This window comes from Frankia umida, from assembly GCF_023242945.1.
Taxonomy (GTDB): Bacteria; Actinomycetota; Actinomycetes; order Frankiales; family Frankiaceae; genus Frankia; species Frankia umida.
Genome location: NZ_JALKFT010000016.1, coordinates 21,055 through 46,912, shown reverse-complemented (window position 1 = coordinate 46,912; position 25,858 = coordinate 21,055). Strand labels below are relative to the sequence as shown.

Annotated in this window: 24 protein-coding genes; 15 read left to right on the top strand and 9 right to left on the bottom strand. The window is 73.8% G+C overall.

The window, feature by feature from the left end; all coding sequences use genetic code 11:
• Positions 1 to 117 precede the first annotated feature (117 nt).
• On the bottom strand, positions 118 to 375 hold the full coding sequence (locus MXD59_RS16300) for a hypothetical protein (protein ID WP_248825578.1): 258 nt from the start codon (positions 373 to 375) through the stop codon (positions 118 to 120).
• Between the two features lie 547 nt (positions 376 to 922).
• Here MXD59_RS16300 and MXD59_RS16295 point away from each other — a divergent pair.
• Positions 923 to 1,792: a class I SAM-dependent methyltransferase gene (locus MXD59_RS16295; protein WP_248825577.1), complete on the top strand. Its 870-nt coding sequence runs from the start codon at positions 923 to 925 to the stop codon at positions 1,790 to 1,792.
• Between the two features lie 60 nt (positions 1,793 to 1,852).
• Here MXD59_RS16295 and MXD59_RS16290 read toward each other — a convergent pair whose 3' ends face one another.
• Complete coding sequence (locus MXD59_RS16290; RefSeq protein WP_248825576.1) at positions 1,853 to 2,464, bottom strand: excalibur calcium-binding domain-containing protein; 612 nt, start codon at positions 2,462 to 2,464, stop codon at positions 1,853 to 1,855.
• Between the two features lie 177 nt (positions 2,465 to 2,641).
• Between MXD59_RS16290 and MXD59_RS16285 the strand changes: the two genes are divergently transcribed.
• On the top strand, positions 2,642 to 3,286 hold the full coding sequence (locus MXD59_RS16285; RefSeq protein ID WP_248825575.1) for a maleylpyruvate isomerase N-terminal domain-containing protein: 645 nt from the start codon (positions 2,642 to 2,644) through the stop codon (positions 3,284 to 3,286).
• Between the two features lie 141 nt (positions 3,287 to 3,427).
• The gene (locus tag MXD59_RS16280; RefSeq protein WP_248825574.1) at positions 3,428 to 4,840 is read left to right on the top strand and encodes an alpha/beta hydrolase family protein; all 1,413 of its coding nucleotides are present in this window, start codon (positions 3,428 to 3,430) and stop codon (positions 4,838 to 4,840) included.
• Between the two features lie 512 nt (positions 4,841 to 5,352).
• Here the strand turns inward: MXD59_RS16280 and MXD59_RS16275 are convergent.
• Together MXD59_RS16275 and MXD59_RS16270 are read right to left on the bottom strand one after the other, a co-directional pair.
• Positions 5,353 to 6,114 carry a class I SAM-dependent methyltransferase gene (locus MXD59_RS16275; RefSeq protein ID WP_248825573.1) on the bottom strand — a complete coding sequence of 254 codons (762 nt, stop codon included), beginning with the start codon at positions 6,112 to 6,114 and terminating at the stop codon, positions 5,353 to 5,355.
• A gap of 155 nt (positions 6,115 to 6,269) precedes the next feature.
• Entirely contained in the window at positions 6,270 to 7,007 is a 738-nt protein-coding gene (locus MXD59_RS16270; protein WP_248825572.1) for a DUF2599 domain-containing protein, read from the bottom strand.
• Between the two features lie 154 nt (positions 7,008 to 7,161).
• Between MXD59_RS16270 and MXD59_RS26505 the strand changes: the two genes are divergently transcribed.
• Together MXD59_RS26505 and MXD59_RS16265 are read left to right on the top strand one after the other, a co-directional pair.
• Positions 7,162 to 7,284, top strand: a complete 123-nt coding sequence (locus MXD59_RS26505; protein ID WP_283096998.1) for a hypothetical protein — start codon at positions 7,162 to 7,164, stop codon at positions 7,282 to 7,284.
• Positions 7,285 to 7,400: 116 nt separating this feature from the next.
• The gene (locus MXD59_RS16265; RefSeq protein ID WP_248825571.1) at positions 7,401 to 8,384 is read left to right on the top strand and encodes a hypothetical protein; all 984 of its coding nucleotides are present in this window, start codon (positions 7,401 to 7,403) and stop codon (positions 8,382 to 8,384) included.
• An 84-nt stretch (positions 8,385 to 8,468) separates the two neighbouring features.
• On the opposite strand, the gene MXD59_RS16260 is transcribed toward MXD59_RS16265, so the two are convergent.
• The 3 genes from MXD59_RS16260 to MXD59_RS16250 form a co-directional block, all read right to left on the bottom strand.
• Positions 8,469 to 8,750: a GlsB/YeaQ/YmgE family stress response membrane protein gene (locus MXD59_RS16260; RefSeq protein WP_248825570.1), complete on the bottom strand. Its 282-nt coding sequence runs from the start codon at positions 8,748 to 8,750 to the stop codon at positions 8,469 to 8,471.
• Between the two features lie 178 nt (positions 8,751 to 8,928).
• A complete protein-coding gene (locus MXD59_RS16255; protein WP_248825569.1) occupies positions 8,929 to 10,260 on the bottom strand; it encodes an amidase in 1,332 nt (443 codons plus the stop codon).
• Positions 10,261 to 10,404: 144 nt separating this feature from the next.
• Positions 10,405 to 12,366, bottom strand: coding sequence for a potassium transporter Kup (locus MXD59_RS16250; RefSeq protein ID WP_248825568.1), 1,962 nt, complete (start codon positions 12,364 to 12,366; stop codon positions 10,405 to 10,407).
• Between the two features lie 411 nt (positions 12,367 to 12,777).
• Here MXD59_RS16250 and tatA point away from each other — a divergent pair, with 411 nt between their 5' ends.
• The 8 genes from tatA (at position 12,778) to MXD59_RS16210 (ending at position 22,149) form a co-directional block, all read left to right on the top strand.
• The gene (gene tatA / locus MXD59_RS16245; protein ID WP_248825567.1) at positions 12,778 to 13,137 is read left to right on the top strand and encodes a Sec-independent protein translocase subunit TatA; all 360 of its coding nucleotides are present in this window, start codon (positions 12,778 to 12,780) and stop codon (positions 13,135 to 13,137) included.
• A gap of 601 nt (positions 13,138 to 13,738) precedes the next feature.
• Positions 13,739 to 14,506, top strand: coding sequence for a DsbA family oxidoreductase (locus MXD59_RS16240; RefSeq protein WP_248825566.1), 768 nt, complete (start codon positions 13,739 to 13,741; stop codon positions 14,504 to 14,506).
• Positions 14,507 to 14,656: 150 nt separating this feature from the next.
• Entirely contained in the window at positions 14,657 to 15,340 is a 684-nt protein-coding gene (locus MXD59_RS16235; RefSeq protein WP_248825565.1) for an HD domain-containing protein, read from the top strand.
• Between the two features lie 196 nt (positions 15,341 to 15,536).
• A complete protein-coding gene (locus MXD59_RS16230) occupies positions 15,537 to 16,781 on the top strand; it encodes an APC family permease (RefSeq protein WP_248825564.1) in 1,245 nt (414 codons plus the stop codon).
• 209 nt (positions 16,782 to 16,990) lie between these two features.
• Positions 16,991 to 17,932 carry a tyrosine-type recombinase/integrase gene (locus MXD59_RS16225; protein ID WP_248825638.1) on the top strand — a complete coding sequence of 314 codons (942 nt, stop codon included), beginning with the start codon at positions 16,991 to 16,993 and terminating at the stop codon, positions 17,930 to 17,932.
• Positions 17,933 to 18,770: 838 nt separating this feature from the next.
• On the top strand, positions 18,771 to 19,619 hold the full coding sequence (locus MXD59_RS16220; RefSeq protein WP_248825563.1) for a hypothetical protein: 849 nt from the start codon (positions 18,771 to 18,773) through the stop codon (positions 19,617 to 19,619).
• A 162-nt stretch (positions 19,620 to 19,781) separates the two neighbouring features.
• Entirely contained in the window at positions 19,782 to 21,497 is a 1,716-nt protein-coding gene (locus MXD59_RS16215) for a hypothetical protein (protein ID WP_248825562.1), read from the top strand.
• 28 nt (positions 21,498 to 21,525) lie between these two features.
• The gene (locus tag MXD59_RS16210; protein WP_248825561.1) at positions 21,526 to 22,149 is read left to right on the top strand and encodes a dTMP kinase; all 624 of its coding nucleotides are present in this window, start codon (positions 21,526 to 21,528) and stop codon (positions 22,147 to 22,149) included.
• A gap of 42 nt (positions 22,150 to 22,191) precedes the next feature.
• Here MXD59_RS16210 and MXD59_RS16205 read toward each other — a convergent pair whose 3' ends face one another.
• On the bottom strand, positions 22,192 to 22,737 hold the full coding sequence (locus MXD59_RS16205; RefSeq protein WP_248825560.1) for a DUF6069 family protein: 546 nt from the start codon (positions 22,735 to 22,737) through the stop codon (positions 22,192 to 22,194).
• 107 nt (positions 22,738 to 22,844) lie between these two features.
• Here MXD59_RS16205 and MXD59_RS16200 point away from each other — a divergent pair, with 107 nt between their 5' ends.
• Positions 22,845 to 24,299, top strand: coding sequence for a sensor histidine kinase (locus tag MXD59_RS16200; RefSeq protein WP_248825559.1), 1,455 nt, complete (start codon positions 22,845 to 22,847; stop codon positions 24,297 to 24,299).
• The gene (locus MXD59_RS16195) at positions 24,296 to 25,039 is read left to right on the top strand and encodes a response regulator (RefSeq protein WP_248825558.1); all 744 of its coding nucleotides are present in this window, start codon (positions 24,296 to 24,298) and stop codon (positions 25,037 to 25,039) included. The genes MXD59_RS16200 and MXD59_RS16195 overlap by 4 nt, the downstream gene beginning before the upstream one ends.
• A gap of 230 nt (positions 25,040 to 25,269) precedes the next feature.
• Here MXD59_RS16195 and MXD59_RS16190 read toward each other — a convergent pair whose 3' ends face one another.
• Entirely contained in the window at positions 25,270 to 25,821 is a 552-nt protein-coding gene (locus tag MXD59_RS16190; protein ID WP_248825557.1) for a GrpB family protein, read from the bottom strand.
• Positions 25,822 to 25,858: the final 37 nt, after the last annotated feature.

Genomic DNA, 25,858 nt, shown 5'->3' with positions numbered 1-25,858 from the left:
GGTTGGAGAGGTGAAACCGGAGAATTCCACGACGACGCCGAGGGCGGCAAGGGCCCGCGTACCCGGGTCGTCGCCGTGGGATTCCTCTCGTGTTACCGAGGCTTTACCGAAAGATTCCTACGTCGCCGACCCGCGGTAGGCGACCGGGCCCTCGCCGGGGAACTGCGCCGCACCCTGGAACGACGCGCCGTCGTCGAAGAACGTGATGCTGCCGTTGCCCTGGGGGCCCGACCAGGTCACCTGGGTCCCGGTCTCCGGCCGGCCCGACGAGGGCACGACCTGGTTCCGGTTGCCGACGACAATCTGCAGGTCGGAGTCCTTGTGCCATTCCGCCCCCGGACCGCCCCACTGGATCTCCGTGTGATAAAGAGACATGCGTCTTCCCCTTCTGTCGGCGTGGCCCGCCGGGCCACGCTTTAACGGGAACAGCGGGTACCGTGAATTCTGTTCACCCGAGGCCAACCGACCCGGACCGGCCGGTCCACGCACGTCAAGACATGGATCCCCCGGACCGGAAGTCGGCTGCCAACAAGTCGAGCGAACCTCCGCGGAGCCCATCGTAACGACCCCGATAGTCGGCGACAACGGCTTTGCAGAACAAAAGCAGCTTCACATGTTTATCGAAATTATGTTTGAATATGTGGCTTTAGTTCCTTTTGGTATGTGGTGTGATTGTCGGGCATCAATGAATGCGACCCGCCGGATCGGGAACGGGGGCGGATCACCATCGGACCGAGAACGCACGCCGAGCCTGTTCGCCAGGCTCGGCGAGGTGTGCGCCACCATCAGCCGTGATTCTTGAGCGTCCTCGACCGTGGTCAGACCGACGACCTGCCCGTCCACCTCGAGTGACTGCCCAGGACCGGGCGTGGAGACGACCGGACGCCGGATTCAGGTGGCCGGGGTTCCTAGGATGATTCCCATGGGATCGACGCGGGGGCTGCGTTACGGCGACGGAGTGCTCGGTGGCCCGCAGGACGCCGAACAGACCCGGTTGGCCGCGATGGCGGACGTCTGCGATCCCACGACCATCAGGGTCCTGGACGATCTCGGGGTCGGTCCCGGCTGGCACGCCCTGGAGGTGGGAGCCGGTGGTGGGTCGATCGCGCTCTGGCTGGCCGGGCGGGTCGGTGCCACCGGCCACGTCGTGGCCACCGACCTCGACATCGACCCCCTACAACGCCGCCTGCACGCCCAGGGTGACCGCCGGCGGCACACACCTGGCCGCGGGCCGCTGACCGTCCTACGCCATGACGTCACCAGCGATCCGCCGCCGGAGCAGGGGCCGTTCGACCTCGTCCACGCCCGGTTCGTCCTGGAACATCTGCCGGAACGGGAACGCGTCCTGGACCGTCTGGTGAGCTGGTTGCGCCCGGGCGGGACCCTGGTCGTCGAGTCGATCGCGCGGTTTCCGCTCGACTCCTGCGCGCGGCCGGCGTTCCGGCGGGCGATGGACGCCCTCGACACGGTGCTCGCGGCGACCATCGGCACCGACTCCACCTGGGCGCGCACCTTTCCCACGCCGCTGCGTGCCCGTGGCCTGTCCGAGGTGGGGATGACCGTGCATCTGCCCGTCACCGGCGGCGCGAACGCGTCCGCGCTGTGCTGGGCGCTGACCCTGACCCGGCTGCGTACGCGCATCGTCGAGCGGCGACTGGCCGGCGACGACGTGTTGGACGCCGCCCTCGCCCAGCTCGCCGACCCCGACTTCGCGGATCTTGCGTTCGCGACCGTCCTGGCCTGGGGCCGGGCGCCGGCGCACACCACGGACGCACCCGGCAGCCGCGGGTAGCGACGCACCCGCGCCGATTCACCCGGGCCGGCCCTGCGGTGTCGGTGTCGCGGTGTCGGATCAGCTGGTGTCGCAGGCGACGCCGTCGTGGTCGCGGTCGAGCGGGGCCCGGTAGCCGGGTTGTCCCTGGTACAGCGGGGCGGCCCCGGCGGCCCGGACGGCGTCGCAGTTGGCGTAGTACACCGAGGTCGGGTTCTCCTGCGCCGGCGGCGGGGCCTGGGCGGCGGGCTGCTGGGCCGCGGGCGCCTGCTGGACGGGCGGTGCCTGCTGCTGGGCCGGGGGGATGACGTTGCGCTGAGGCTGGGCCGGGGGCGCCGCGGCGGCCTGGGCGGGTGGTGCGGAGGTCACGGCCGGCCGCACCGCGGCGGCCGCCGCCCGGGTGGTGGCCGGGGCGACCGGTGCGGCGGCGGTGGTCACCGGCGGGGCCGGCGTGGCGGACGTCGCCGTCGGCTGCGGTGACGGGGAGCCTGCGGACGCCGTGGGCGACGGCGACGACACCACGGGTGCGTCGGCCGAGGCCCCGACGGTCGACGGGTCCTTCTTCGGCGCGGTCAACACGATCAGGATGATCAGCAGCCAGAAGCCGCCGACGATTCCGGAAATGATCGGGTGGCGGCGCGTCCACCCCCACAGTCGATACCCGACCGATGCCCCCTGCTGACCGCGTGCCACTGTGCGCCCCCCGGCTGATGGTGCGTCCCCGTCCCGGGAGTCGCGTCCCGAGCCTGGGGTGATCGGGTCGGACGATATCCCGCGTTCCGGTGCTCTGTGCGAGCAGAGCACGACCAGGAGACAGAGCGCGGTGGCGATGGGCGTCCAGTGGGTCGCGCGTGGGTCAGGATGGGCGGTATGAGCGTGAGCGTGATCGGGCCGGTGTTCGTCCAGACAGCCCAGGCCGCGGCGGGACTGCTGCGCGAACCGGTACTGGCGCGACGGTGGGAGACACCCAGCGCGTTGGCGCAGTTCCAGGTCAGCGGGCTGGCGGGGCATCTGGCCTGGCAGGTCCTCGCCGTACCGGGGCGTCTGGACGCCGCCGAACCGGACGGGCCGGCACTCTCGCTGGTGGAGTACTACACGGCGGCGGCGTGGGTCGGCGCGCCCCTGGACGGTGACCTCAACACCGGTCTGCGCACTATCGGCGAGCAGACCGCCGCGGACGGCCCGCCCGCCCTCGCCGCCCAGGTCGACGCCACCCTCACCCAGCTCCGGACGAGGATGGCGACCCTCGACGGCACCCGGCTGGTGGCGATGCGCACGTCCGCGCCCCCGCTGACCGTCGACGACCTGCTGACCACCCGCATCCTCGAACTGGCCGTCCACGCCGACGACCTCGCCGTCAGTCTCGACCTGCCCACCCCGGCGCTGCCCGAGGCCGCGACCGACCTGGTCATCGCCCTGCTGGCCCGGGTCGCCACCCGCCGCCACGGGCCGGTCGCGCTGCTGCGCGCACTCAGCCGCGCCGAACGCGCCCCCACCAGCATCACCGCCCTGTGACCCTTTCCTTCCTCCTTCACCGGCGCATCACCGCAAACATCACCATCGGGGTCGGGGGTGGGTCGCGGTCTGGCCGCGATGTCGGATGCCGGACCATGCATTCGTCTCTGCGTACGCGACGATTCACCTAGGGTGATAGTCGTGACGGTGAGAGATCGGTTGATGACAGCGGTGCTGGCGGTCGTGGCGACGGCGACCGTGCTGGTGGTGGGGCCGAGCGCGACCGCCGCCACCAGCACGACGTCGCCCACGACCACCACGGTGGTCCCGGCCACCGCGACCACCACGGGGATTCCGGCGGCCAGGTCGGCCAGGTCGGCCTCGTCGACGGCCGCGGCCCGGCTGGCGCTGCCGCCTGCGACGGGAACGTTCGCGGTCGGACGGGACACGCTGCACCTGGTGGACACCGCGCGCCGCGACCCGTGGGAGCCGACACGCCCCCGGGAACTGATGGTCGACGTCTACTACCCGGCGGCCACCCCGGCCAGCCCCGGGGCGGGTCGCGGCGGCCCGGCCCGCTACGCCGACCCGGCCGAGATCCGGTTGTACCTGGCCTCGCTCGGGCTGGACGGCGTCCTGTCGGCCACCGACATCGCCGCGACGACGATCGTGAGCCGCACCGGCGTGCGTCCCCTCGGTGGACGCCATCCGCTGGTGCTGCTCTCCCCGGGGCTGGGGGTGGGCCGCCGGTCGCTGACCGGCCTGGCCGAGCAGTTCGCCAGCCGCGGCTATGTCGCGGCCACCGTCGACCACGCCTACGAGTCGGTCGGCACCCTGTTCACCGGCGACCGGATGCTGACCTGCGTGGCCTGCGACCGCCTGCGGGACGTGTCCGACTTCGACGCCGCGGTGCGCTCCCGCACCGTCGATCTGTCGTTCGTCCTGGATCGTCTGATCGGCCCGCGTCCGGCGTGGCGCGCCTCGGCGACCATCGACGCGACCCGGATCGCCGCCGTCGGCCACAGCCTCGGCGGTGCGGCGGCGGTGGCGCTGCTCGCCCACGACCCCCGGGTCCGCGCCGGCGTCGACATGGACGGCACCCTCGCCGACCCCGCCACCCCCCTGGTCCCCGCCGGCCTGCCCGGACGCGCGGTGCTCCTGCTCGGCGCCACCCCGGACCATCCCGCCCCCGGCCCGGGCGGCCAGGCACCCCCCGGCACCAGCCCCGACGACTACGACCCCACCTGGGCGCAGGCCTGGTCGCTGCTGCGCGCCCCCCGCCTGTGGCTGGACGTCGACGGCGCCGACCACTTCAGCTTCACCGACGACCCGGTCATCGCCGACCAGCTCCCCCCACCCCCCAGCGCCACTGCCAGCGCCGCTGGCACCGGCGCTGGCAGTGGCACCGGCGCTGGCAGTACCGGTGGCGGTGGCCCGACGTCGAATCCGGCGCCGCCGGACGGGGTCGCTCCCACCCTGTCCGGCGCCCGCGCCCTGGCGATCACCCGCGTCTACGTCGAGGCCTTCGTCACCCGCGCCCTGACCGGACGTTCCGCTCCCATCCTGGACGCCCCGAGCCGCACCTACCCGGAAGTCCGCATCATCGGCCACTGACCGTCGCCATCGACTCCCGTCCGTCGCTGACCGTCGCCATCGACTCCCGTCCGTCGCTGACCGTCGCCATCGACTCCCGTCCGTCACGACTGGGGTCGTCGTCCGCTCCCGTCCGTCACGGCCGGGCGTGGCCGCGAGCCGGCTCGCCCGCCGGTCGCCGGTCGCCCGCATGCCGAGGGTTGTTCGGGAATCGAGGGCCTCGTTTTCCGCACAACCCTCGGCATGCCACCGCACAACCCTCGGCATGGCGGCGCATCCGCCTCGGCGAGGCGGCCTCGGCACGTCCGCCTCGCCGAGGCCGCCTCGGCAGGGCGGCACGTGCGCCTCGGCGACCGGGCGCGGCGTCCACGCTCGAACCACAAGGCCGAGGACACCGAGGACGCCCCGGATGGGGCGATCCCGCCGAGGCGTGGCGAAGGACGCAGAGCCGCTTTTCTTTGAGCGAGGCTCAGGTTCGGACGGGGCAGGTTCGGACGGGGCAGGTTCGAGCGGGGCTCCTCTTCGGACGGGGCTCAGGCGCGGGCGCGGGCGAGCAGGACGGCGCTGGGCAGGGCGTCGAGGTCGTCGGCGTCGCGCAGCAGCCGGGCGGTCTCGACGAAACCGGCCCGGCGCAGCAGCAGGGCGACACGGTCGGGGGGCCAGCGGTGAGAGGGGGCGACCCGGTGGGCGTGCGACTGGGGCTCGGTGTCGGTGACCTCGGTGGTCTGGAACGCCAGCAGCAGCTGTCCGCCCGGCGCCAGCACCCGGCGGAACTCGGCGAACAGCTGCGGGACGGCCCCGGGCGGCAGGTGGATCATCGAGAACCAGGCGACGATCCCCGACAGGGTCTGCGCGCCGAAACCGAGCCGATGCATGAGACCGACCTCGAACGACAGGTGCGGATGGTCCCGGCGGGCCCGTTCGATCATCGCCGAGGACAGGTCGAGGCCGACCGCGGCCACCCCCAGACCGTGCAGGTGGGCGGTGATGTGACCGGGACCGCAGCCCACATCGGCGACCAGCCCGGGGCTACCCGTGGCCGCGGTGTGCTCGGCGACGAGTTCGGCGAACGCGGCGAACATCGCACGTTCGAGGGGTCGTCGCGGGAGCTGGCCGGCGAACATGTCGGCGTAGAGATCGGCGACCGCGTCGTAGGCGTCACGGGTCCGGGTCAGGTCGGCCTCGTCCCATCCGGGCCGTCTGCTGGCCTTCTCCGCCCGCCCGGAGACCGGCAGATCGCGCTGCGGGTGATCCTGCTCCGGCAGGGTCCGATCGTCGTCGGGAGTCGCGCTCATGGCGGCGGATCATAACCGGCTGTTGATCTCCGAGGCGGTGGGGGAGCGTCGGGGTGGCACCCCCGAGCGCACTTTCGTCGAGCGTCCCGCCGCCCCCACCACCCCCGCCGGACCCGCTGTGGATCACGGTGTGTGGATCACGGTGTCCGGGTGGGTCAGCCGTGCTCGCCGCGGACGGGGTAGCGCGCGGCGACGCCGTCGGGACGGTAGACCCGGGCCGGGCCGCCGGCCGGGTCGGTGCCCAGCGTGTTGCCGCACCGGGTGGAGATCCAGGTGGGGAAACTGTTCGGGGTCATCGGTGGACGCCAGCTCTCCAGGTCGTAGGTGTCACCGGTGGCGTAGCCGTCGCCGGAACGGATTTGGGCCAGCGCCTGATGGCAGGCCAGCTGCTGGTGCAGGCTCTCGGCGGACGCGGCGGTACCGACCCCGGGCACGCAGGCACCGATCGCCGACCACAGCACCTGCGTCGTCGCCGTCCGCGGCGCCTTGCGGGAGGCCACCGTCGGGCGCAGCGACACCCGGAACGCCCCCGACGACCACGATTCGACGACGATCTCCTCGACGTCCCTGCTCGCCCCGCAGTACGGCCGGCCCCCCGCCGCCGCCCCGGCCCCCACCAGACCCGCCGCCGACCCGGGACGCGTCGACGCCCCAGCCGTCGCCGCACGCGACGCCGCACGCGACGCGGTGGGAGTGGGAGTGGAACGGCTCGCCGTGGCCGTGGGGGTGATCTCGGTGATGGCCACCGGTCGGTCGCGGGCGTCCTGATCGTCGGCGTCGTGACCGCCGCAGCCGGCCAGGGTCAGTACCAGCAGCATCCCGGCGGTGATCATGGCGGCGTTCGCCCGCGCCGCCGCCCGCGCCGAGATCAGCCGCACCGTGAATGTCCGCACGGGATCCAAGAGTAGGGCGCCAGACGCTCACCGTCCGTGCGAGCCCGCCCCACCGACCACCACGATCGCCCGCCCACGGACGACCCTCGCGACCGGGGATGTTCCCCGCCCGTCACCGCGAAACGGCCACGATCGGCGCGGGAGAACACCGGCTATGAGCGTTTCCCCTGGATCTGGCGCTCTCGACGGCGCTGATCCAGGCGTCGAGGCGGTCGCCGTGGCATTCGACGAGCATCTCGGCGAAGGCGGCGACGTGGGCCGCGGTCACGGCGAGTGACGGGCTGCGCTCAAGGATCGTCTTCAGTGCGACGGAAGAGGTACAGCTGCAAACAGTGAGTGGTAAAACTACCCGAATGACTCCACTCCATGACAGGCGGGCAGGTAATGGATAGCGTGGCCGCCGCTCCTGACGCTGGGCAGTTGTGGACGGCGCTGCGGGACGCACTGGACAGCAGCTGGCAAGGACGCGCCGTGCTGGCCCAACTGCGTACCGACCGGGCGGGAGGCCTGCACTCCCTGCGCGCGTTGCTGGCCGACGCCCCGCCACCGCCTGTGGCGGTTCTCGTCACGGGGTACGGAGTGGACAACCTGATCCGCGCCGCGGAGACCGCGAACGCTCGGCGCCAGCCACTCGCCCTGCTGATCGCTGCCGGCGCCGTGGTGCTCGCGGTGGCGGTCATCGTTGCGGTCGTACTCTCCACCCGCGGGTCGAAGGACCCGGCCGCGTCGGTGACGACCTCTCGGCGGTCGACATCCACCTCCGCGCAGCCTCAACCCGTGCTTCCTTCCGGCCCCACCACGACCGCACCCTCGAGCCGGACGCCGGTCGGCACGGGCCCGATCGTCGGAGACCTCGCCGACACCACGGTCCAGGAAACGGCCAGCCGGAGGCTGGAGAACGCCTCGTGGGCCACGTTCACCCGCCGAGGCTTCTCCTACCGTGTCCGGGCGGTCATGGTCCACACGGTCACCGTCGTCGGCGACAGCGCGCCGCCCGGCTACCACAAGCTGTTGTTCCTCGCCGAGGTGTCCAACGTCCAGACCGACCGTCCCGCTCCCCTGCCTGTCGTGACCGGCGGGGGAGGCATCGATGAGATCGACGTGGCACGGACCCTGGTGAGCGACGCATCCGGCGGATGCGACTCTCCGTTTAGCAGCCTCGCGGGCGGCGGCGACGACCAGTGCGCGATGAGCGTCCATCAGGTCGACTCGCAGACAGACCCGGGCGGCAAACAGATTCCCGCCGGCGCGAGCACCTACACGCTGCTCGACACCGTGGAGAACGTCCCGGACACCGTCCCCGACTCCCAGGTCGCGCTGTACATGAGCGACGACCAGGGCCACGACATCACCTACGCCCGCGTCCCTCTCGGCTGACCCCGTCGCGGTGTCGGCTGACCTACCTCGTCCTGACATTGGGCGGGGCGCTGGCCGGGGCCGCCGGCGGGCGGGGGTCGCCGGTCAGCGGCGCAGGGCGCGGTCGCGGCCACCGACGGCACGCCAGATCAGCACGACGACGATGGCACCCAGGATCGAGCCGATGATGCCGGAGGGCTGCAGCGCGCCCTCACCGAGATCCTTGTCGAACAGGACGTAGCCGAGGAATCCGCCGACGAACGAGCCGACCACGCCGAGCAGGATCGTCGCGGGAACGCTCATCGGGTCCCGCCCCGGCACGAGCAGCCGGGCCAGCGCGCCGGCGACCAGACCGAGCACGATCCACGTGATGAGAGTCCAGACCATGGCAGGGACCTCCGAGTTCTGCGGACCACCCGCACCGAGGGGGCCGGGACGATGATCGACGTCTTGATGGATCTCGGTGTACCCGCCGTCGCGGCCGGCACAAACCCGACCTTCACCGTCCGCTGGGCGACAGGCGTTCCGCGCGGCTGACCGGCGGGTCACCCAGGCGACCAGCCGGTCAGCCGTGTCGCGCCGGCGGTCTCGCCCGGACGGTGAGGTGCTCGCCGGCCTGGGCGACGGTGAGCAGGTCGGCCTCGTGGCCGGGGCGGGCGACCAGCTGGAGGCCGACGGGGTGACCGGCATCGGTCCATCCGGCGGGGAGGCTCAGGGCGGGATGACCGGTGAGGTTGAACGCCCAGGTCAGCGCGACGCTCATCGCCGGCCCGGGGCCGGCGTGGCCATGCGGGGGGTGGGGGGTCGTCGGGGTGGCCAGCAGATCATGGTCGGCGAACAGCACCGCCAACGCCCGCTGTGACGCCGCCCGCGTCCCGCCCGGATCCCAGCCGGGGGGAGCGTGGGTGGGGGGCCTGCGCAGGGCCAGCCAGCAGGCCTGCGGATCGGGCAGGTCGACGGTGGCGCCGGTCGTGACCAGGGCGCCCGCGGCGGCGAGACGGTCGAGGTGGGCGCGGGCGGCGGCGGCGATCGGGGCGTCCGTGCGGGCGAAACCCAGCGTGGACGACCAGGCCACCCGCAGCGGCCGCCCACCCCGCGCGACACCCTCACCATCCGGGACGGGCCAGGACAGGCCAGGCGGGGAGAGGCCGGGCGGGGAGCGGTCGGGCGGGAAGACACGGAGGGCGTCGAGGTAGGCGGCGAGGTCGGCGGGGTGGCGGGCCAGCGCGCCGGGGGCGGTCAGACCGGCGCGGTCGCGGGCGGGAAGCCGTCCGGTGGTGAGTTTGAGGCCCAGCACCGCGCACCAGGCGGCCGGGATACGCACCGAACCGGCACCGTCGCTGCCGGTGGCCAGCGGGACGAGACCGGCGGCCACCGCCGCCGCGGATCCGGCCGACGAACCCCCCGGGCTCCACGTCGGATCATGCGGGTTGCGGGTGGGGCCGCGGTCGGTGTGCCCCCAGGTCTGCCAGGCGGTTCCCGGCCCCGGCACCGCCGTGGCCCCCACCGGCACACATCCCGCCGCGACCAGCCGCCGGGTCTGCTCGGCGTCGCGTCCCTCACTGGCCTTGACGCCCAGCGGCACACCGGCGAGCGGCAGGTACTGCCCGGCACGCAGCCGACGGTCCACCTCCAGGGCCGCCGCCCGGGCAGCCCTGGGCCACAGCTCGCGAAACGCCCGCAGCTCCTCGTCGGCCACCCGGATGCGCGCCAGGGCGTCGCCGGTCACCTCCCACGCCGACCAGATCCCCTCCCGCACCAGCGCGGCGATCCGCACCGCCCCGAGAGCCTCGAGGCCGCCGAGCCCCTTGTCGCCGCCGACACCGCTGACACCGCCGTCACCGCCGTCCAGAGCGCCTCCCGTGGTCCCGCCGCGCCGGTTCGGTGGCGACGGCATCGTCATGATCCCGCATCCGGGGTGGCGGACGGCGGAAAGCCGCTGTGCTCCGGTAGCCGGGTCCTGGTCGGGGGCAGCGGCGAAACGACAGAGACGGGTGTTGTGCGGAGGTGGCTGGTGCGGACCCCACCTCGTTGCCGCCCGTTACAGCTCGATGTGTGAGCCCATGATGACGGTGCGGTCTCGGGGGAGGCCGAAGTGTTCGGCGGCGTCAGCGGTGATGTAGGAGGTCGCGATGAACAGGCGTTTGCGCCAGCGGGCCATGGTCGGCGCCTTCCCACTTCGAAGCTCGATTGTGGACAGGAAGTAGGACGCCTGGTCCAGGTTCAGCTGCCGTCCTTCGACGGTGGCCGGGTCGATCGTTCTGAGGGCGCCGAGCACGTTGGGCGTCTCCATGTAGCCGAACCGTGCGGTGATGTGGCTGATGCCGTCGTCGGTGTAGCCCAGATCGTCGACGGCGATCCGCTCGTTCGCCGGCACGCGAGGTACCGGCAGGGTCTGGACCGACACGATCAGGACCAGGTCGTGGCGCACATGGTTGTGCTCGACGTTCGCCCGTAGTGCCAGCGGCGCGGTCTGCTTACTGCGGTTGAGGAACACGGCCGCGCCCGGCACCCGGGCGGTGGACGGCGCGTTCACGCGTAGCTGCTCGACGAAGTCGTGCAGCGACCCCTCGCTCTGTTCGCGCTGCGCGGTGACGATCCGTCGGCCTCGCTGCCAGGTGGTCATGACGGTGAACGCCGTCAGCGCGATAAGGAGCGGAAGCCACGCGCCGTGGACGAGTTTGGTCAGGTTGGCCGCGAGGAACAGCAGGTCGACCACCAACAGGACGCTCGCGCCCAGGCCTAGCAGCCACCGCGGCGTGTGCCACGTCCGCCGGGCGATGTAGACGAACAGCAGGGTGGTGATGGTGATCGTCCCCGTCACCGCCATGCCGAACGCGAACGCCAGGGCCGCCGAGCTACGGAACGCGAAGACGAGCGTGAGTACCGAGACCATCAGCAGCCAGTTGATCCACGGGACGTAGATCTGCCCGATCGTGGACTCCGAGGTGTGGGCGACCCGCAGCCGAGGCAGATAGCCGAGCTCGGCGGCCTGGGCCGCGACCGAGTACGCCCCGGTGATCACGGCCTGGGAGGCGATCACGGTCGCGGCGGTGGCCAGCAGGACGAGTGGCAGCCGTGCCCAGCCCGGGGCGAGCAGGAAGAACGGGCCGCTGATGGTGTCCGGGTCGCCGAGGATCAGCGCCCCCTGGCCGAGGTAGCTGAGCACGCACGCGGGGAACACCAGAAGCAGCCAGGCGCGGCTGATCGCCGGTCGGCCGAAGTGCCCCATGTCGGCGTACAGCGCCTCGGCTCCGGTGACGGCGAGCACGACCGCGGCCAGGGCGAAGAACGCGGTGCCGAAATGGTGCACCAGGAAACTCGCGGCGTAGGTCGGCGACAACGCCTCGAGGATGGTCGGGTGCCCGACGATGCCGACCATCCCGAGCGCGCCGATGGTCACGAACCACACGATCATCACGGGCCCGAACATCCTGCCGACCGTGGCGGTGCCCAACCGCTGCGCGAGAAACAGCAGCACGATGATCACCGCGGTGGCCGGCACGACCAGCTCTTCGAGCGACGGCTCCACGATCCTGATGCCCTCGACCGCGGACAGCACGGAGATCGCCGGTGTGATCATGCTGTCGCCGAAGAAGAGTGCCGCCCCGAAGATGCCCAGCCCCGCCAGGACGGCGGCGGTCCGGCCACCCCCTCCTGTCCCCACCCGCCGCAGCAGGGTGATCAGGGCCATGATGCCGCCCTCGCCTTCGTTGTCGGCACGCATGGCCAGCAGCACATAGGTGACCGTGACGATGATCGTGACGGACCAGAACACCAGGGACACCACACCGAACACGTTGTCCGTGCTGACCGGGACGGGATGCGGGTCGTCCGGGTTGAACACCGTCTGAAGGGTGTAGATCGGGCTGGTCCCGATGTCCCCGAACACCACACCGAGCGCGCCGACGACCAGCGCCAGCCGAGCCGCGTCGCGCCCCTGCCCAGGATGGGCCTCCGGTGTCGGTGCCGGCTCCGGCGTCGTCAACTGCTGCTCCGTCACGACCGTCCTTCCTGGGCGCTGGCCGCGGCGCGCCGAAGCCGGGCATCCGCGCCCCGGACGCTACCGCCCGCCCGCGGCACCTTCCGGGCTCGGGCCGCGTCCAGTCAGCGAGTCACACCGGTCGCGGGGCCCGTGCCGACAGCCTTCGACCTGGTGAACCTGTCAGGGTGGTCGTGATCCGCCATCACCACGATCATCGACCCGAGCCTGGTCGCGCCGCACCGGTGGCGTCCCGAGGGCGACCCCGACCGGATCGCCACCGACGCCCAGGTCAGCATGTACGGCCTGGTCGCCCACAAGCCCTGACGGGCCGACACGGCACGGTCGTACCATGCTGTGAAGGGCCGTCCTCCACGGGTCGCGGGGCGGCCGGTCCGGTCACATCCCGACCCTGGCAGAAGGTTGGTTGTCGTGGCAGACATCGGCGTTCCCGAACTGCTCATCATCGTCGCGGTGGTCATGGTGCTCTTCGGTGCCAAGCGGCTCCCCGACGCCGCCCGGTCCTTCGGTCGTTCGCTGCGGATCTTCAAGTCCGAGGTGAAGGGTCTGCACGACGACGACCACCCCGCCGACACCGCCTCCGCCGCGCCGGCCCGGACCTCGCCCCCGGCTCCCGTCGTGGCAGCTCCTGTCGTGGCAGCGCCCGCCGCCGCCTCTCCTGCCGCGGCCCCGGTGATCGTCGCGCCGGCCCCGGCCGCACCGGTGGCGACCACCGTCGCCGCGCCGTCCGCCGCGGCGGTCTCGCCGAACGGAAGCACCCCCTCCGCCTGACCTCCGCCGGACCGCGGCGCGGGGCCCGATCGCCCGCACACCTGTCCGTCTCCTGAGCCTCGCTGTCCGTCTCCTGGCCCTCGCCTGGACGCTCTCCTGGCCGTCGTCGGGCCGTCGCCACCGTGGCTGCCACGGGGCGGGCGGCCCAAGGGGTGACCGGTGGTGGTCCTCGGCGTGGTGTGTTTCGCCGCGCCACCCGGGTGGCGCCTTCCCGTCCCACGACCGTGCCGTCCGCGTCGACCGCAGGTCCCCGCAGGGGCGGTGAGCTGCGGTTTCGTTCGCCTGGCCGGAGGGCCCGCGCACCTGTGGCCGCCGACGATCACCTCTGCGGCCGCACGGCGGGACGTGGGTGTGCGCGGTCGCTCATCCACCGCGGGCCCCGAGCGCACGTCCGAGGTGTTCACTCGCTAACGGCGGCGACACCGGCCGCCACCGCGTCTGTCGCACACCGCACGCCGCACGCCGCCACGTCCCGCCCCGGGACGCGCCGCCCCGCATCGGGGTCCGGCCGGCCACCGCGGCGGACAGCGCTGGTGGTGGGTTCGGCGCCGCCGGAAAGTCGCGGCCTCAGATGCGGTGACGAACAGGATGGTGATCCGCCGTGCGCGTGGACATCTGGAGTGACCTCGTCTGCCCGTGGTGCTATGTCGGCTGGTCCCGGCTACGCCGGGCACTGACCGGCTTCACCCACCAGGACGAGCTGACGGTGCGCTGGCACTCCTACGAGCTGAACCCGGGCCTGGCCCGCGGCCGCAGCGAGCCGCGTCCCGGCGCGCCCGGACGCCGCTTGCGGGACCTGTCCGCCGAGGAGATCGCCCGCGGCGAACAGCGGGTCGCCGCCGCCGCCCGCGACGAGGGACTTCCCTACCGCGCCGACCGGCATCACGGCAGCACCTTCGACCTGCACCGTCTGCTGCACCTGGCCACCGAGGTCGGCCGGGCGGCCCCCACCCTCGACGCCCTGCACCAGGCGCATTTCGGCGCGGGCCGTGACATCTTCGACCACGCGGTGGCCGTCGACGTCGCCACCGCCGCCGGCCTCGATCCCACCGACGCGCGCCGTGTCCTGGCCGGCGACGCCTACACCGAACGGGTCTTCACCGACCAGCGGGCCGCCCACGACCTGCGGATCACCGGCGTCCCGTATGTGCTGATCGACCGGAGCATCGTCGTGTCCGGGGCCCGCGGCAGCGCCCTGTTCACCCGCGCGCTGGACACCGCCTGGGCCCGCCGCCCCCGCACCCGCGCCCGGTCCCACGCCGAGGTCGAGACCGTCCCCGCGGCGGCTGCCGCTGGTGCGGGTGTCGGTGGGGGCGCCGCTGCCCGGCCGTCCCGTTCCCGGCCCCACGCACGTCAGCCCGTGCGCTGAGCCGACCGTGCCCTCCCGCTGGCCGGGCCGGGATGTGCGGCGGCTGGGCACGGTCATGGTCGGGCCAACCGGCCACGATTCGGGGACGCGCGTCCGGTTCGTTCGGGTGGAGGGGCCCCGCGGCTCGGACGGGACCGCTACCGTCGGGCCATGAGCCTGACAGCGCGGGGCGCCAGCACCGGACCAGCCGGCTCCCCGACGGCGGGGACGGCAACGGCGGCGGGAGCCGCGGGGGCGGCCACCGACCAGGGGGCCGAGGAGCTGCACCGCCGGTACGCCCCGACGTCCGCCGCGTTCACCGAGGTGCACTCCCACTGTCGGATCGTGTGGGATGTGGCCGCCAGCCTGCTGGCCGCCGGCGCCGCCCCCGAAGCCGACGTCACCCTGGTACGCACCGGCGCGCTGCTGCACGACATCGGCGTCTACCGGCTCTACGACGACACCGGCCGGCTCGACCACGCCCAGTACCTGCGCCACGGGGTGCTCGGCCATGAGCTGCTCGCCGCCGAGGGGCTGCCCCGCACGGTGTGCCGGTTCGCGTCCTGCCACACCGGGGTCGGGTTGACCCGTGCGGAGATCGAGGCCGGCGGGCTGCCCGTCCCCGCCGCCGACTACCTCGCCGAGACCGTCGAGGAACGCCTGGTCATGTACGCCGACAAGTTCCACTCCAAAAGCCGCCCGGGCAGCTTTCTGACCGCTGAGGCCTACCGGCGGTCGCTGCGCCGCTTCGGCACGCACAAGATCGACCTGTTCGACGCGCTCACCACCGAGTTCGGCCTGCCCGACCTGCCGGTGCTGGCCACCCGCCACCACATGACCCTCCACGACGCCTGACCCCACCCGGGTGGACACCTGCGCGCAGCCAGAGCCGACAGAGCCGACACCGAAACCGACCAGGACGCCCAGGTCCAGGCCCAGGCCGGAGCCGGGCCGGGAAGCGGGTCCGGGCCGGGAGTTGGGGTCGGGCCGGGAGCTGGGGCCGGATGGGGGGCCGGGGCGGCTGACGCGGCGGCTTGGACCGGCGGACGCGATGGTCGTCGGTCTGGCCGCGATGATCGGCGCCGGGGTGTTCACCGTGTTCGCGCCGGCGGCGCGGGTGGCCGGCGCGGGACTGCTGCCGGCCCTCGGTGTCGCCGCGGTCGTCGCCTACTGCAACGCGACGTCCAGCGCGCGCCTGGCGGCCCGCTATCCCAGCTCCGGTGGGACCTACGTCTACGGGCGGGCACGTCTGGGTGACCTGTGGGGCTATCTGGCCGGGGTCGCGTTCGTCGTCGGCAAGACAGCGTCGTGCGCGGCGATGGCCCTGGGTGTCGGCGGCTACGCGTGGCCGGCGCATCCCCATCTGATCGCGGTCGCCGCGGTCGTGCTGCTCACCGGCGCGGATGTCGCCGGGGCCCACCGCGGGGTGGCCCTGGGCCGGGTCCTGGTCGGGATCGCGCTGGTCGTGCTGGCGGTCGTGGTCGTCGTCTGCCTGACCAGCGCGACGTTCCAGCCCGCGCATCTGCGCCTTCGGGCGGCGCCGGACGCGGCGACGCCCAGCGCCGGCGGTGTGCTGCGGGCGGCGGGGCTGCTGTTCTTCGCCTTCGCCGGTTACGCGCGGCTGGCCACCCTGGGTGAGGAGGTGCGGGATCCGGCGCGCACGATCCCCCGCGCGATGCTGGTCGCCCTCGCGATCACCCTCGTCGTCTACCTGGGGGTGGCCGTGGCCGTGCTGGGTGTGCTCGGCCCGGCGGCCCTGGGTGGCTCCGGTGCGCCGCTGGTCGACGCGGTGCGCACCGCCGGGGCGGGCGCTGTGGCGCCGCTGGTGCGGGTGGGGGCGGTGGTGGCCGCGAGCGGATCGTTGCTGGCGCTGCTGCTCGGGGTGTCGCGCACCACGCTGGCGATGGCCCGCGACCGGTATCTGCCCCGGACCCTCGCCGTCGTGTCGACCCGGACCGCGGTGCCCCACCACGCGCAGCTGACGGTCGGTGCGGTCGTGGCCGTCGCGGCCGGGTTCCTGGACCTGCGGGGCGCGATCGGATTCTCCTCGTTCGGGGTGCTCGTCTACTACGCGGTGGCGAACGCGTCGGCGTGGACGCTGCGCCCCGAGGAGGGCCGTCCGCCGCGCTGGGTGCCCGTGTGCGGCCTGGTCGGTTGCCTGACGTTGGCGTGCACCCTGCCGCCGGGTGCCGTCGTGGCGGGTCTGGGGATGCTCGCCGCCGGTGGCGGCGCGTACGCGCTCACCCGCCGTCACCGTGAGGGCCCGTCGGCGACGGTTCCCGGCAGGTCACAATGAGGGCGATGAGCAGCAGCCCGCCGCCCCCCGAGCGCCCCCCCTCCGCTGCCGGACGTGCGTCCGCCGACCAGGTTGGGCCGTCCGACCAGGTTGGGCCCTCCGACCAGGTTGGGCCCTCCGCCGGGAACGGGTCGTCGGACGCCGCGACGCAGGTGGCGGTGCTGGGCGCGGTCGGGGCGGTGCGGGGGCGTCGCGGGCCGTCCACGCCGATGCTGGCACCGGTGCGGGCCGAACGGGTCGGGGACTACGCCCGGGCCTCACGGGCCGCCTCGACATGGCGTGCCTACGACGCGGACCTGCGCCACTTCCACGCCTGGTGCGCGCAGCAGCCGGTGGCGCTGGTCGCGGTCCCGGCGCAGCCCTCGACGGTGGCCGCCTACCTGGTCGCGCTCGCCGACGGCGGCTACAAACCGTCGACGATCCGCCGGCGTCTGGCGGCGATCTCGGTGGGCCACCAGCTCGCCGGCGCCCCCAGCCCCACCGGCGCACCGCAGGTCAGCGCCGTGTGGGACGGCATCCGACGCACCCACGGGATGCGTCCGACCCGCAAGACCGCCCTCGACACCGATCTGCTCGCCCGGGTCGTGGCCACCTGCGGCGACGACGATCCCGCCGACGTGCGGGACCGGGCGCTGCTGCTGGTCGGGTTCGCCGGCTGCCTGCGCCGCGCGGAACTCGTCGGCCTCGACGTCACCGACCTCGACGAGACCCCCGACGGTCTGATCGTCGACGTCCGACGGTCCAAGACCGACCAGGACGGCGCTGGCGCGCTGGTCGGCATCACCTACGGTTCGCACCGCGCCACCTGCCCGGTCCGCGCCTGGGCGGCCTGGGCCCGGCTGGCGGCGCTCACCGACGGGCCGGCGTTTCGCGGTATCAACCGGCACGGCCGCATCGGCGCCACCCGGCTGCACCCCGGTTCGGTCGCCCGCATCGTGCAACGCCGGGTGGCCGCCGCCGGCCTGGACGCCACCGACTTCGCCGGACATTCGCTGCGGTCCGGGTTCGCCACCGCCGCCGCCCGCGCCGGCGTCAACGACCGGTCGATCATGCGCCAGGGACGGTGGCGTTCCGCCGCCAGCCTGGACGCCTACGTCCGCCCCGGCCGGCTGTTCGACCGGGACAACCCCTCGGGCCGCGTCGGCCTGTAACCACGTCCTACCGGTGTCGTCTGTGCCCCGCGTCGCGGGTCAGGCTGGTCACGGCGACCACGGGGCCGGCGCCGGCCCGATCGGCGTCCACCGCGGGGCACGGCGCCGACCCGGCCTAGGGTGACCCCGAGAGCCGCCCCCCACGCCTGGCCGACCGTCACCGCGGGATCGGTGATCCCGGTGCCGGCAAGGACCAGTCCCACCGCGGTGACCACACCCAGCAGTCCGATCACCCGCACCCGCACCCGCTGGCGCTGGCGCTGGTAGCGGCGCGGATCACCGTCCGCGGGCCGCCGGGGCGGTCCGCTGCGGCCGGCGCGACGGCGGGGGCCGGTCGCAGGCCGCCCCGCGGGCCGGGCGCGGACGGACTCCCGCGGCTTCGGACCGGGCCAGGGCGGGGCCTGGCCCGCAGGCGACGGTGAACGTCGACGTCGGGTCACCTATTACTCCAGAAGCTCAGAGGGACGGCGTTGTCGCATTGTTGGGACTGTCGGCGAACGGTGTAGGCGCGTTGGCCGACCGACTCCACCGCCGGGACGAAAGACCCGGTGCGATGTCTTCTACCGGGGTCCGCGAATGAGCGTCAAAGTGTCGCAAACGAGGGGCGTCGGATGAACCGTCCAACAATGCGACGGCCACTGTCGCATCATCGGTACCCGGACCGCCTTGTACGGTGTGTTCCACGCGGCGATCCGTGCCCCCGGGGGGGCTGGATCGCCGCAGCACCAGAGACACCGAACTCACGGAGAGTGGTGGATGGATGTCAGGTAGAACGCAGGGCGCTCCACGCGATCATGCCGATCCGCACGTGGCAGCCCTGCTACGGTTCCGCTACAGGATGCATCTGAAGCGGCCCGTACCGCTGAGTAAGGTCGCGCATCGGATCGCACCGGACGCCCAGGGGCGGGATCGGCGTAACCTGGAGCGTAAGATAGGCCGTTTCTTCCAGGACGGCACCGGCAGTGAAGGCCTGCGCTGGTCCCTTCTCGAGGCCCACATCCGGCTCGGGTTCCCACCCGAATCCCAGGAGGAACTCCTGGCCGAGTGCGCCACCTATTATCTTCGCGCCTATCCACAATCCCGCGACTGCTCCTACCGCACCCCGAGCGATAACATGGAAAGCATGCGGGAAACCGTCCGGCGACGTGCGGCCGAGGCCCGCGTGCGGATGTGGAGGGCCCGCGACGACCGGGGAGCGGCACTGACCGAACAGGAGATCCTGGATCACGCCGCGTCCCTGCTCGAGGCGCTGGATCGCCACCATCTGTTCAACCCGTGCCGGGACGTCATGACGAAGCTCGACGCGACGGTGCGTCGCATGCCAGCGCTCGTCGCCATGGTCACGATGTGCGATGAGGAACTCCGCGTCATCGACGATGGGCTGGAGGGGTTCCCACCCGAAGCCCTCCCGGTTCTGCGCCCCTACATTCACGACCACCGCGGTGAACATCGCAGGGCGCTGGCCACGCCACGCACCCTCGAGGACAAAACCGCCGGCGCCGAGGCCCCTGTCAGGGTGGAAGCCCCCGCCGCACTCGAGGTGAGTCTCGAACCGGCGCCGCGACGCAAGGAACGTCCGCGGCTGCCCGCGGTGGCGCCCCTGTCGCCGCGCAACCGCCCGTCCCCCGCGCGTGCCGGTCAGCGGCCGGTCCCGCCCGCTGACCCCACCTCGGTCCGGGGCGGCTGAGCCACCCCGTGTTCACCGGCACCCCGACAGCGCGTCGCCCCGGGCATCGGCCGCCGTCCTCTGCCGGGCCCGGCAGTGCCCGGCCCGGCAACGCGCGGGGTGCCGGGTGCACCTGTCATGGTCATTTTTCGTGATCGTGCGGGCCGTGGCAGGCTGCTACGTGTGCGCAGTAACGACGTAGCCGGCGGCCCGGGCCCGGCCGCCGCCGACGAGGGCCCGCCGTCTCGCACCGAGGCCGCCCTGGTCTGGGATGTGGTGGTGACCCACGCGGACGCCGACGTGGCCTGGGCGCGGTGGCTGTCCTGGCATCTGGCCGACGCCGGCTACCGCGTCACGACCGCCGCCCCGGTAGCGGCCACCCCCGGCACGCGGCCGCCGGGCGGGCTGCTGCTGGTGCTGTGGTCCGCCGCCTATCAGCGACAGGTCACCTCGCCTGTCGGCGGGCAGGCGCCGCCCGCCGACGCCCCAGCCGACCCGCGGGCGCTCGACGCGGCCACGGGCCTGGGACCCTGGCCTGCCCGCCAGGTACTGCTGGTCCGCCTGGCGGACCAGCCACGTCCCGCGCCGTACGCCGGCCTGCTCGCCTTCGACCTGTTCGGCCTGGACGCGACGACCGCCCGCGACTGGCTGCTGCGTCAGATCACCACCATCGCCGCGCACCCGGCCGCCGACCTGGTCCCCCCGCCACTGCCACCGTCTCCCAGCACCACCCAGGCCGACACCCACCCCGTCGCCGACACCGAGCGCGACCCCGCCGCCGCCAGCGCAACCCCCGCCGCCGGCACCGACGTCGAGGCACCTGCCGCCCCGGCGGCCACCCGCGCGCACCAGCCCCACCGCGGGTTCCCGGACCGGCCCGCACCACCACCGCCGCGGCGAACACCCGTGGTACTGGGAACGCCGCAGCTGGTGGCGACCCTGCGCCAGGAACGGGGACATCCCCTCGCGGTCACGTTCAGTCCGGCCGCACCGCTGGTCGTCACCGCCGGCACCGACACCTGCGTGCACCTGTGGCAGCTGCCGTTCCCCGACCCGCCGCGGCTGGCCGCGACCGTCGGCTACGGCCGGCGGATCAACCAGGAATGGGCGCGGGTGGTCACCTTCAGCCCCGACGGTCACACCCTGGCCGCCGCCGGTGACGCCGGCACCACCGTGCTGTGGCGGCTCACGGCCGCCCGGCCACAGCCGCTGCTGACCCTGACCGGTCACCGGGGCCACATCCACGACCTGGACTTCAGTCCCGGTGCAACCCTGCTGGCGACCGCCGGCGACGACCGGGCGGTCCTGCTGTGGGACCTCGCCGACCCGGACGTCCCGACCCGGGCGGCGATCCTCGCCGGGCACCGCGCCCCGGTGCGCGCCGTCGCGTTCAGCCCTGATGGCACGCTGCTGGCCACCGCCGCCGAGGACCGCACCGTCACCCTGTGGGACCTGGCCGACCCCACCCACCCCGCCGCCACGGTCACCCTCACCGGTGCCCGCGGCCCCCTGCACACCGTCGCGTTCAGCCCCGACGGTGACACCCTCGCCGTCGCCGGACGCGACCGTGTCGTGCGCCTGTACTCGGTGGCCGAACCCAGCCGTGAACGGCAGATCGCCGCCTTCGGCGAGCATCGCCGTGCCGTGCACGCCGTCGCGTTCAGCCCCGACGGGCATCTGCTGGCCACCGCCTCCGCCGACCGCACGGTCACCGTGCGCATCCTCACCGACCCGGACAGTCCCGGCCCGCCGTTGCGCCTGGCCGCGCACCACGGCGCCGTGCACGCCGTCGCCTTCGCCCCCGACAGCCGCCTGCTGGCCACCGCGTCGGCCGACCGCACCACCGCCCTGTGGGACCTGTTCCCCGACGAGCCGGCCCCGGCGCCGTCTCCCGCCTGACCGGATGCGCGGGCCACGACGCCGCCGGATGCCGATCATCGCGCTGGTCGGGGTGGACGGTGCCGGCAAGACCACCCAGGCGCGGCGCCTGGCCGCGGCGCTGTCCGCCGCCGGACGGCCCGCCCGCTACCACGAGAACGGCGGCGGACGGCCACTGCTGGACCCGCTCGCCCGCCGCCTGGGCCGCCGTGACGGCCCGGACCTGCTCGGCGCGCGCGGTCACCTCGCCGTCGAGGCGACGATCCGCGCCACGGCGATCACGATCGGGCTCGGCCTGTCGTGGTTGCGCGGCGAGGTCGCCGTCATGGACCGTTACAGCTACTGCCAGTACGCCACCATGCGCCTGCGCGAGCGTCCCGCCGCCGTGGGCGCCGCGGCGCGGGGTGAACGGTGGGTCCGGGCCGCCTACCGGCACCTGCCCACCCCGGACCTGGTCGTCTGGCTGACGGTCCCGGTGACGGTGGCGCAGCGACGGGTGGAACTGCGCGGACGTGACCGCGAGGACCTCGACCGGCTGACCGCGTTCGCCGCCGCCTACGCGGGCCTGCCCGAAGCCGACCTGTTCCACCCGCTGCCCGCCACCGGCAGCGCCGACGACATCCACACCGCCCTGCTGCGGCTCGCCCGCGCCACCCTGGACCAGCGCGACTGATCTGCCACCGACCGCCTGGTATCGACCGCGGCGCAGGGACGGTCAGCATCCGTCGGCGGGCGGCGAACAGCGGATCGTGCGGGCGAACCCGACGAGCAGTGTCACACCGACCAGCAGGTGCAGCCCGGCCAGAGCCATCCCGGTGGCGACATCCGCCGCCCGCAGCGGCCCGGCGAAGGAACTCGCGAGCGTGGCACCGGCGATGTTCACCCACCAGCGCCCAGCCCGCCGGGTGCGCCGTTCGAGCACGGCCAGCAGCACCGCGGCGGCAACCCCGGCGAGCACCGCGGCGACGACGACCATGGCGAACCCCACACCGTGCACCACCGCCGGCTCGCCACCGCCACCACCGGCACGAACCCGCAGGGACACCCCCGCCAGCGGCACCGCCACCACCCAGCCGACCACGGCCACCCCGACCGCCCCCAGCACCACCCGCCCCCGCCGCACCCCGACCCCGCCCCAGACCCCGGCCGCGCCAGGGCCGGCATGCCTGTGCGGGCGCTGCCCACCGCGACGGTGACAGGCCCGCGGTGCGCGCCGGGCGAAGGGGACACGGAGCGGGCGGAACCCGGGTGATGTCTGCACGGCAGAACCATCTCCGACCCGCGGCCCCGCGCACATCAGCCGACCGGCCAGAGCGCATCGACTTTGGTCGGTGGGCAGGCACGCGAGAGGCCCGTACCCTTCGGCTCATGCATCCAGCGCAGCGCCTGCGGCCGGTGGGCCTGGCCGTCGTCGCCGGCGGCCTCAGCGGGCTGAGCCGCCTGGACCTGCGCACCCCGAGCACCGCGGACGGCCGCAGCGACAGCCAGACATCGCAGGATCGGCAGGCCCGCTGTCAGGCGCGGACCACGGCAACCGTGATCACACTGGTCGTGTGCGCCGCACCGGTCGGCCTCACCGTGTGGGCTCAGATCGCCGACCATCCGCACAGCGGCTGGGCGGCAGCGGACATCGCGGCCGGGCTGGTCGGCTGGGCGCTGCTGGCGGCGCTGATCCGCGCCCCGGTGCCCACGGCGCTGCTACTCGCGGCCCTGGCCGCGTTCTCCTCGACGGCCACCGTGCCGGCGACCCTGGCGGTCCTGCATGTCGCGGCCCGTCGCCGGCTGCCGGTGGCACTCGCCGTCGCCACGGCCGGCATCGGCGCGCACGTCACCCGCGGGGTGCTGCGACCGCCGGAGGGGCTCCCGCTTGGTTGGCTGCTGGCACTGGTCGTCGTCGCCCACGCCGGCCTGCTGGGCTGGGGCAGGCTCGCCCGCGCCCGGGCGGCGCTGCTCGCCTCGCTGGAAGAACGAGCGCGGCGCGCCGAAGCCGACGGGGCCCGTCGCGTCGCGGCGGCCCGCGCCGGCGAACGCACCCGGCTGGCCCGGGAGATGCATGACGTGCTCGCCCACCGGCTGTCCCTGCTCGCCACCTACGCCGGGGCACTGCAGTACCGGCCGGACGCGCCACCGCAGGCCCTGGCGCAGGCCGCCGGCGTGATCCGCGAGCAGGTGGCCGGCGCCCTCGACGAGCTGCGCGACGTCATCGCCGTCCTCCGCGACGACGACGAGCACACCGCGGGGCCCCCACCCACCCTCACCGACCTCCCGCAGCTGCTCGCCCGGGTCCGCGCCGCCGGCACCCCCATCCGCCACACCTGTGACCTGCCCGCCCCTCCAGCCGCCTGCCCCGCCGCCTGCGAACAGGACGACCGTGGCGCCCAGACCGAACCCGTCGCCGACCCCGACGGCCGCCGCGCAGACGACCGCGACCGTGCCACCGGGCGCCTCCCCGAGATCGACACCCTGGCGCCCGCGGTGGGGCGGGCCGCCTACCGGGTGGTACAGGAGGCCCTGACCAACGCCCACCGGCACGCCCCCGGCCAGCCCGTCCACCTCACCGTCCGCGGCGGCCCCGGTCGCGGCCTGACCCTCGACCTCGTCAACCCGCTGCCCGCCACCCCCGACGCGCCCCCGACGCCGACAGCACCGGTAGCGCCCGCGTCGACGACCACCCCGCCCCAGACAGCGTCACCGGTGTCAGCGGGCTCCGGGATGGGGCTGGTCGGGCTCACCGAACGGGTCCGCCTGGCCGGCGGCCAACTCGACCACCAGCACGTCGACGGAACGTTCCACCTGCACGCCCAGCTGCCCTGGCCCCGATGACACATCCCGAACCGCCCGACGCGCAGGCCTCCACCACACCGGCACCGGCCGGGTGGGTGCGCCCGCGGGTACGGGTACTGCTCGTCGACGACGACCCGCTCGTACGCGCGGGCCTGACCCTGATGCTCGACGGCGCCCGCGGCAGCGGAACACCCGACGGCGAGCAGCAGGAGATCTCCGTGGTCGGGCAGGCCGGCGACGGCGCGCAGGCCCTGACCGCCGTCGACACCCACACACCGCACGTCGTCCTCATGGACCTGCGCATGCCCCGACTCGACGGGCTGAGCGCCACCCGCCGGCTACGCGCCCGCCCCCACCCGCCGGAGGTGATCGTGCTGACCACCTTCGACACCGACGACAACGTCCTCGCCGCCCTGCGCGCCGGCGCCGGCGGTTTCCTGCTCAAGGACGCCCCGCCCACCCGCATCGTCGAGGCGGTGCTGCGCGTCGCCGCCGGCGAACCCATCCTCGCCCCCCAGATCACCCGCCGCCTGCTCGCACGCACCACCACCGAAGCCGACACCCACATCCGCGCCCGCACCGCCCTGGCCGGCCTCACCCCCCGCGAACACGACGTCGCCCTCGGCGTCGGCCACGGCCACACCAACGCCGAGATCGGCACCCGGCTGCACCTGTCGACCGCCACCGTCAAAGCGCACATCACCCGCATCCTCACCCACCTGCACCTGACCAACCGCACCCAGCTCGCCCTGCTCGTCCACGACGCCGGCCTGCTCTGACCCTCGATGAAGACGCACGAACCCGTCCGCTGACCAGCCGAGCCGGCTGGGCGCGGCAGCCACGGTCAGGAAGGTCCCGTCCGCGGCGCGGTCGTGCGCCACACCGCACACTTCTCAACCGGAGAGTGCGATGCCGGCGCCGCGCAGGGCCTTCTCGACGCAGGGCCTTCTCGACAGGCCGGGGCGTTGGCCAACCGGTCCATCGTGCTCGGTTCGTCCGTGACCCTCGTCTATTCGGGCAGCGGGACGCGGGGTGGGGGTGAAAGGCCGGCGTGGCGTAGGACCTCGTCGACGAAGGCGCCCTTGGCGTTGGTGTAGGCGTTGCGGTTGGTCGGATGCTCGCGGGCGAGCCGGCTCTTGAGCGCCGCGTAGTCACGGGCGAGAGCCGGGTCGGCACGCAGGGCGTCGCGGAAGGCCAGCAGGGCTTCGGCGTGGGAGTCGCCGTGTTCGATCACGTGGAGATGGTGGGTGCGGGCCTCGGGGCGGGGGCGCAGGAACCACAGCCGGTAGTGGCCGCACGGATCCTGCGGCCAGAACAGCCAGCCCGCCGCCTCCAGCGCCGGCACAGCGCCGCCGCGCGCCGCGTCGAGGGAACGCACGGGAGCGAGAACATCGATGACGGGCTTGGCGGGCAGGCCGACGACCGCCGTCGACCCGATGTGGGTGATCTGCGCTGCCAGCCACGGCGCGAGGATGACCGCGAGCCGGTCGTGTTGTTCGGCGAACCGGGCGGGCCAGGCCGGGTCGTAGCCGGCGAGGTACACGGGCTGATCAGCGGACATGCACGGCGTCCTCGCTGCGGTCGGTCAGCGGCTGTGG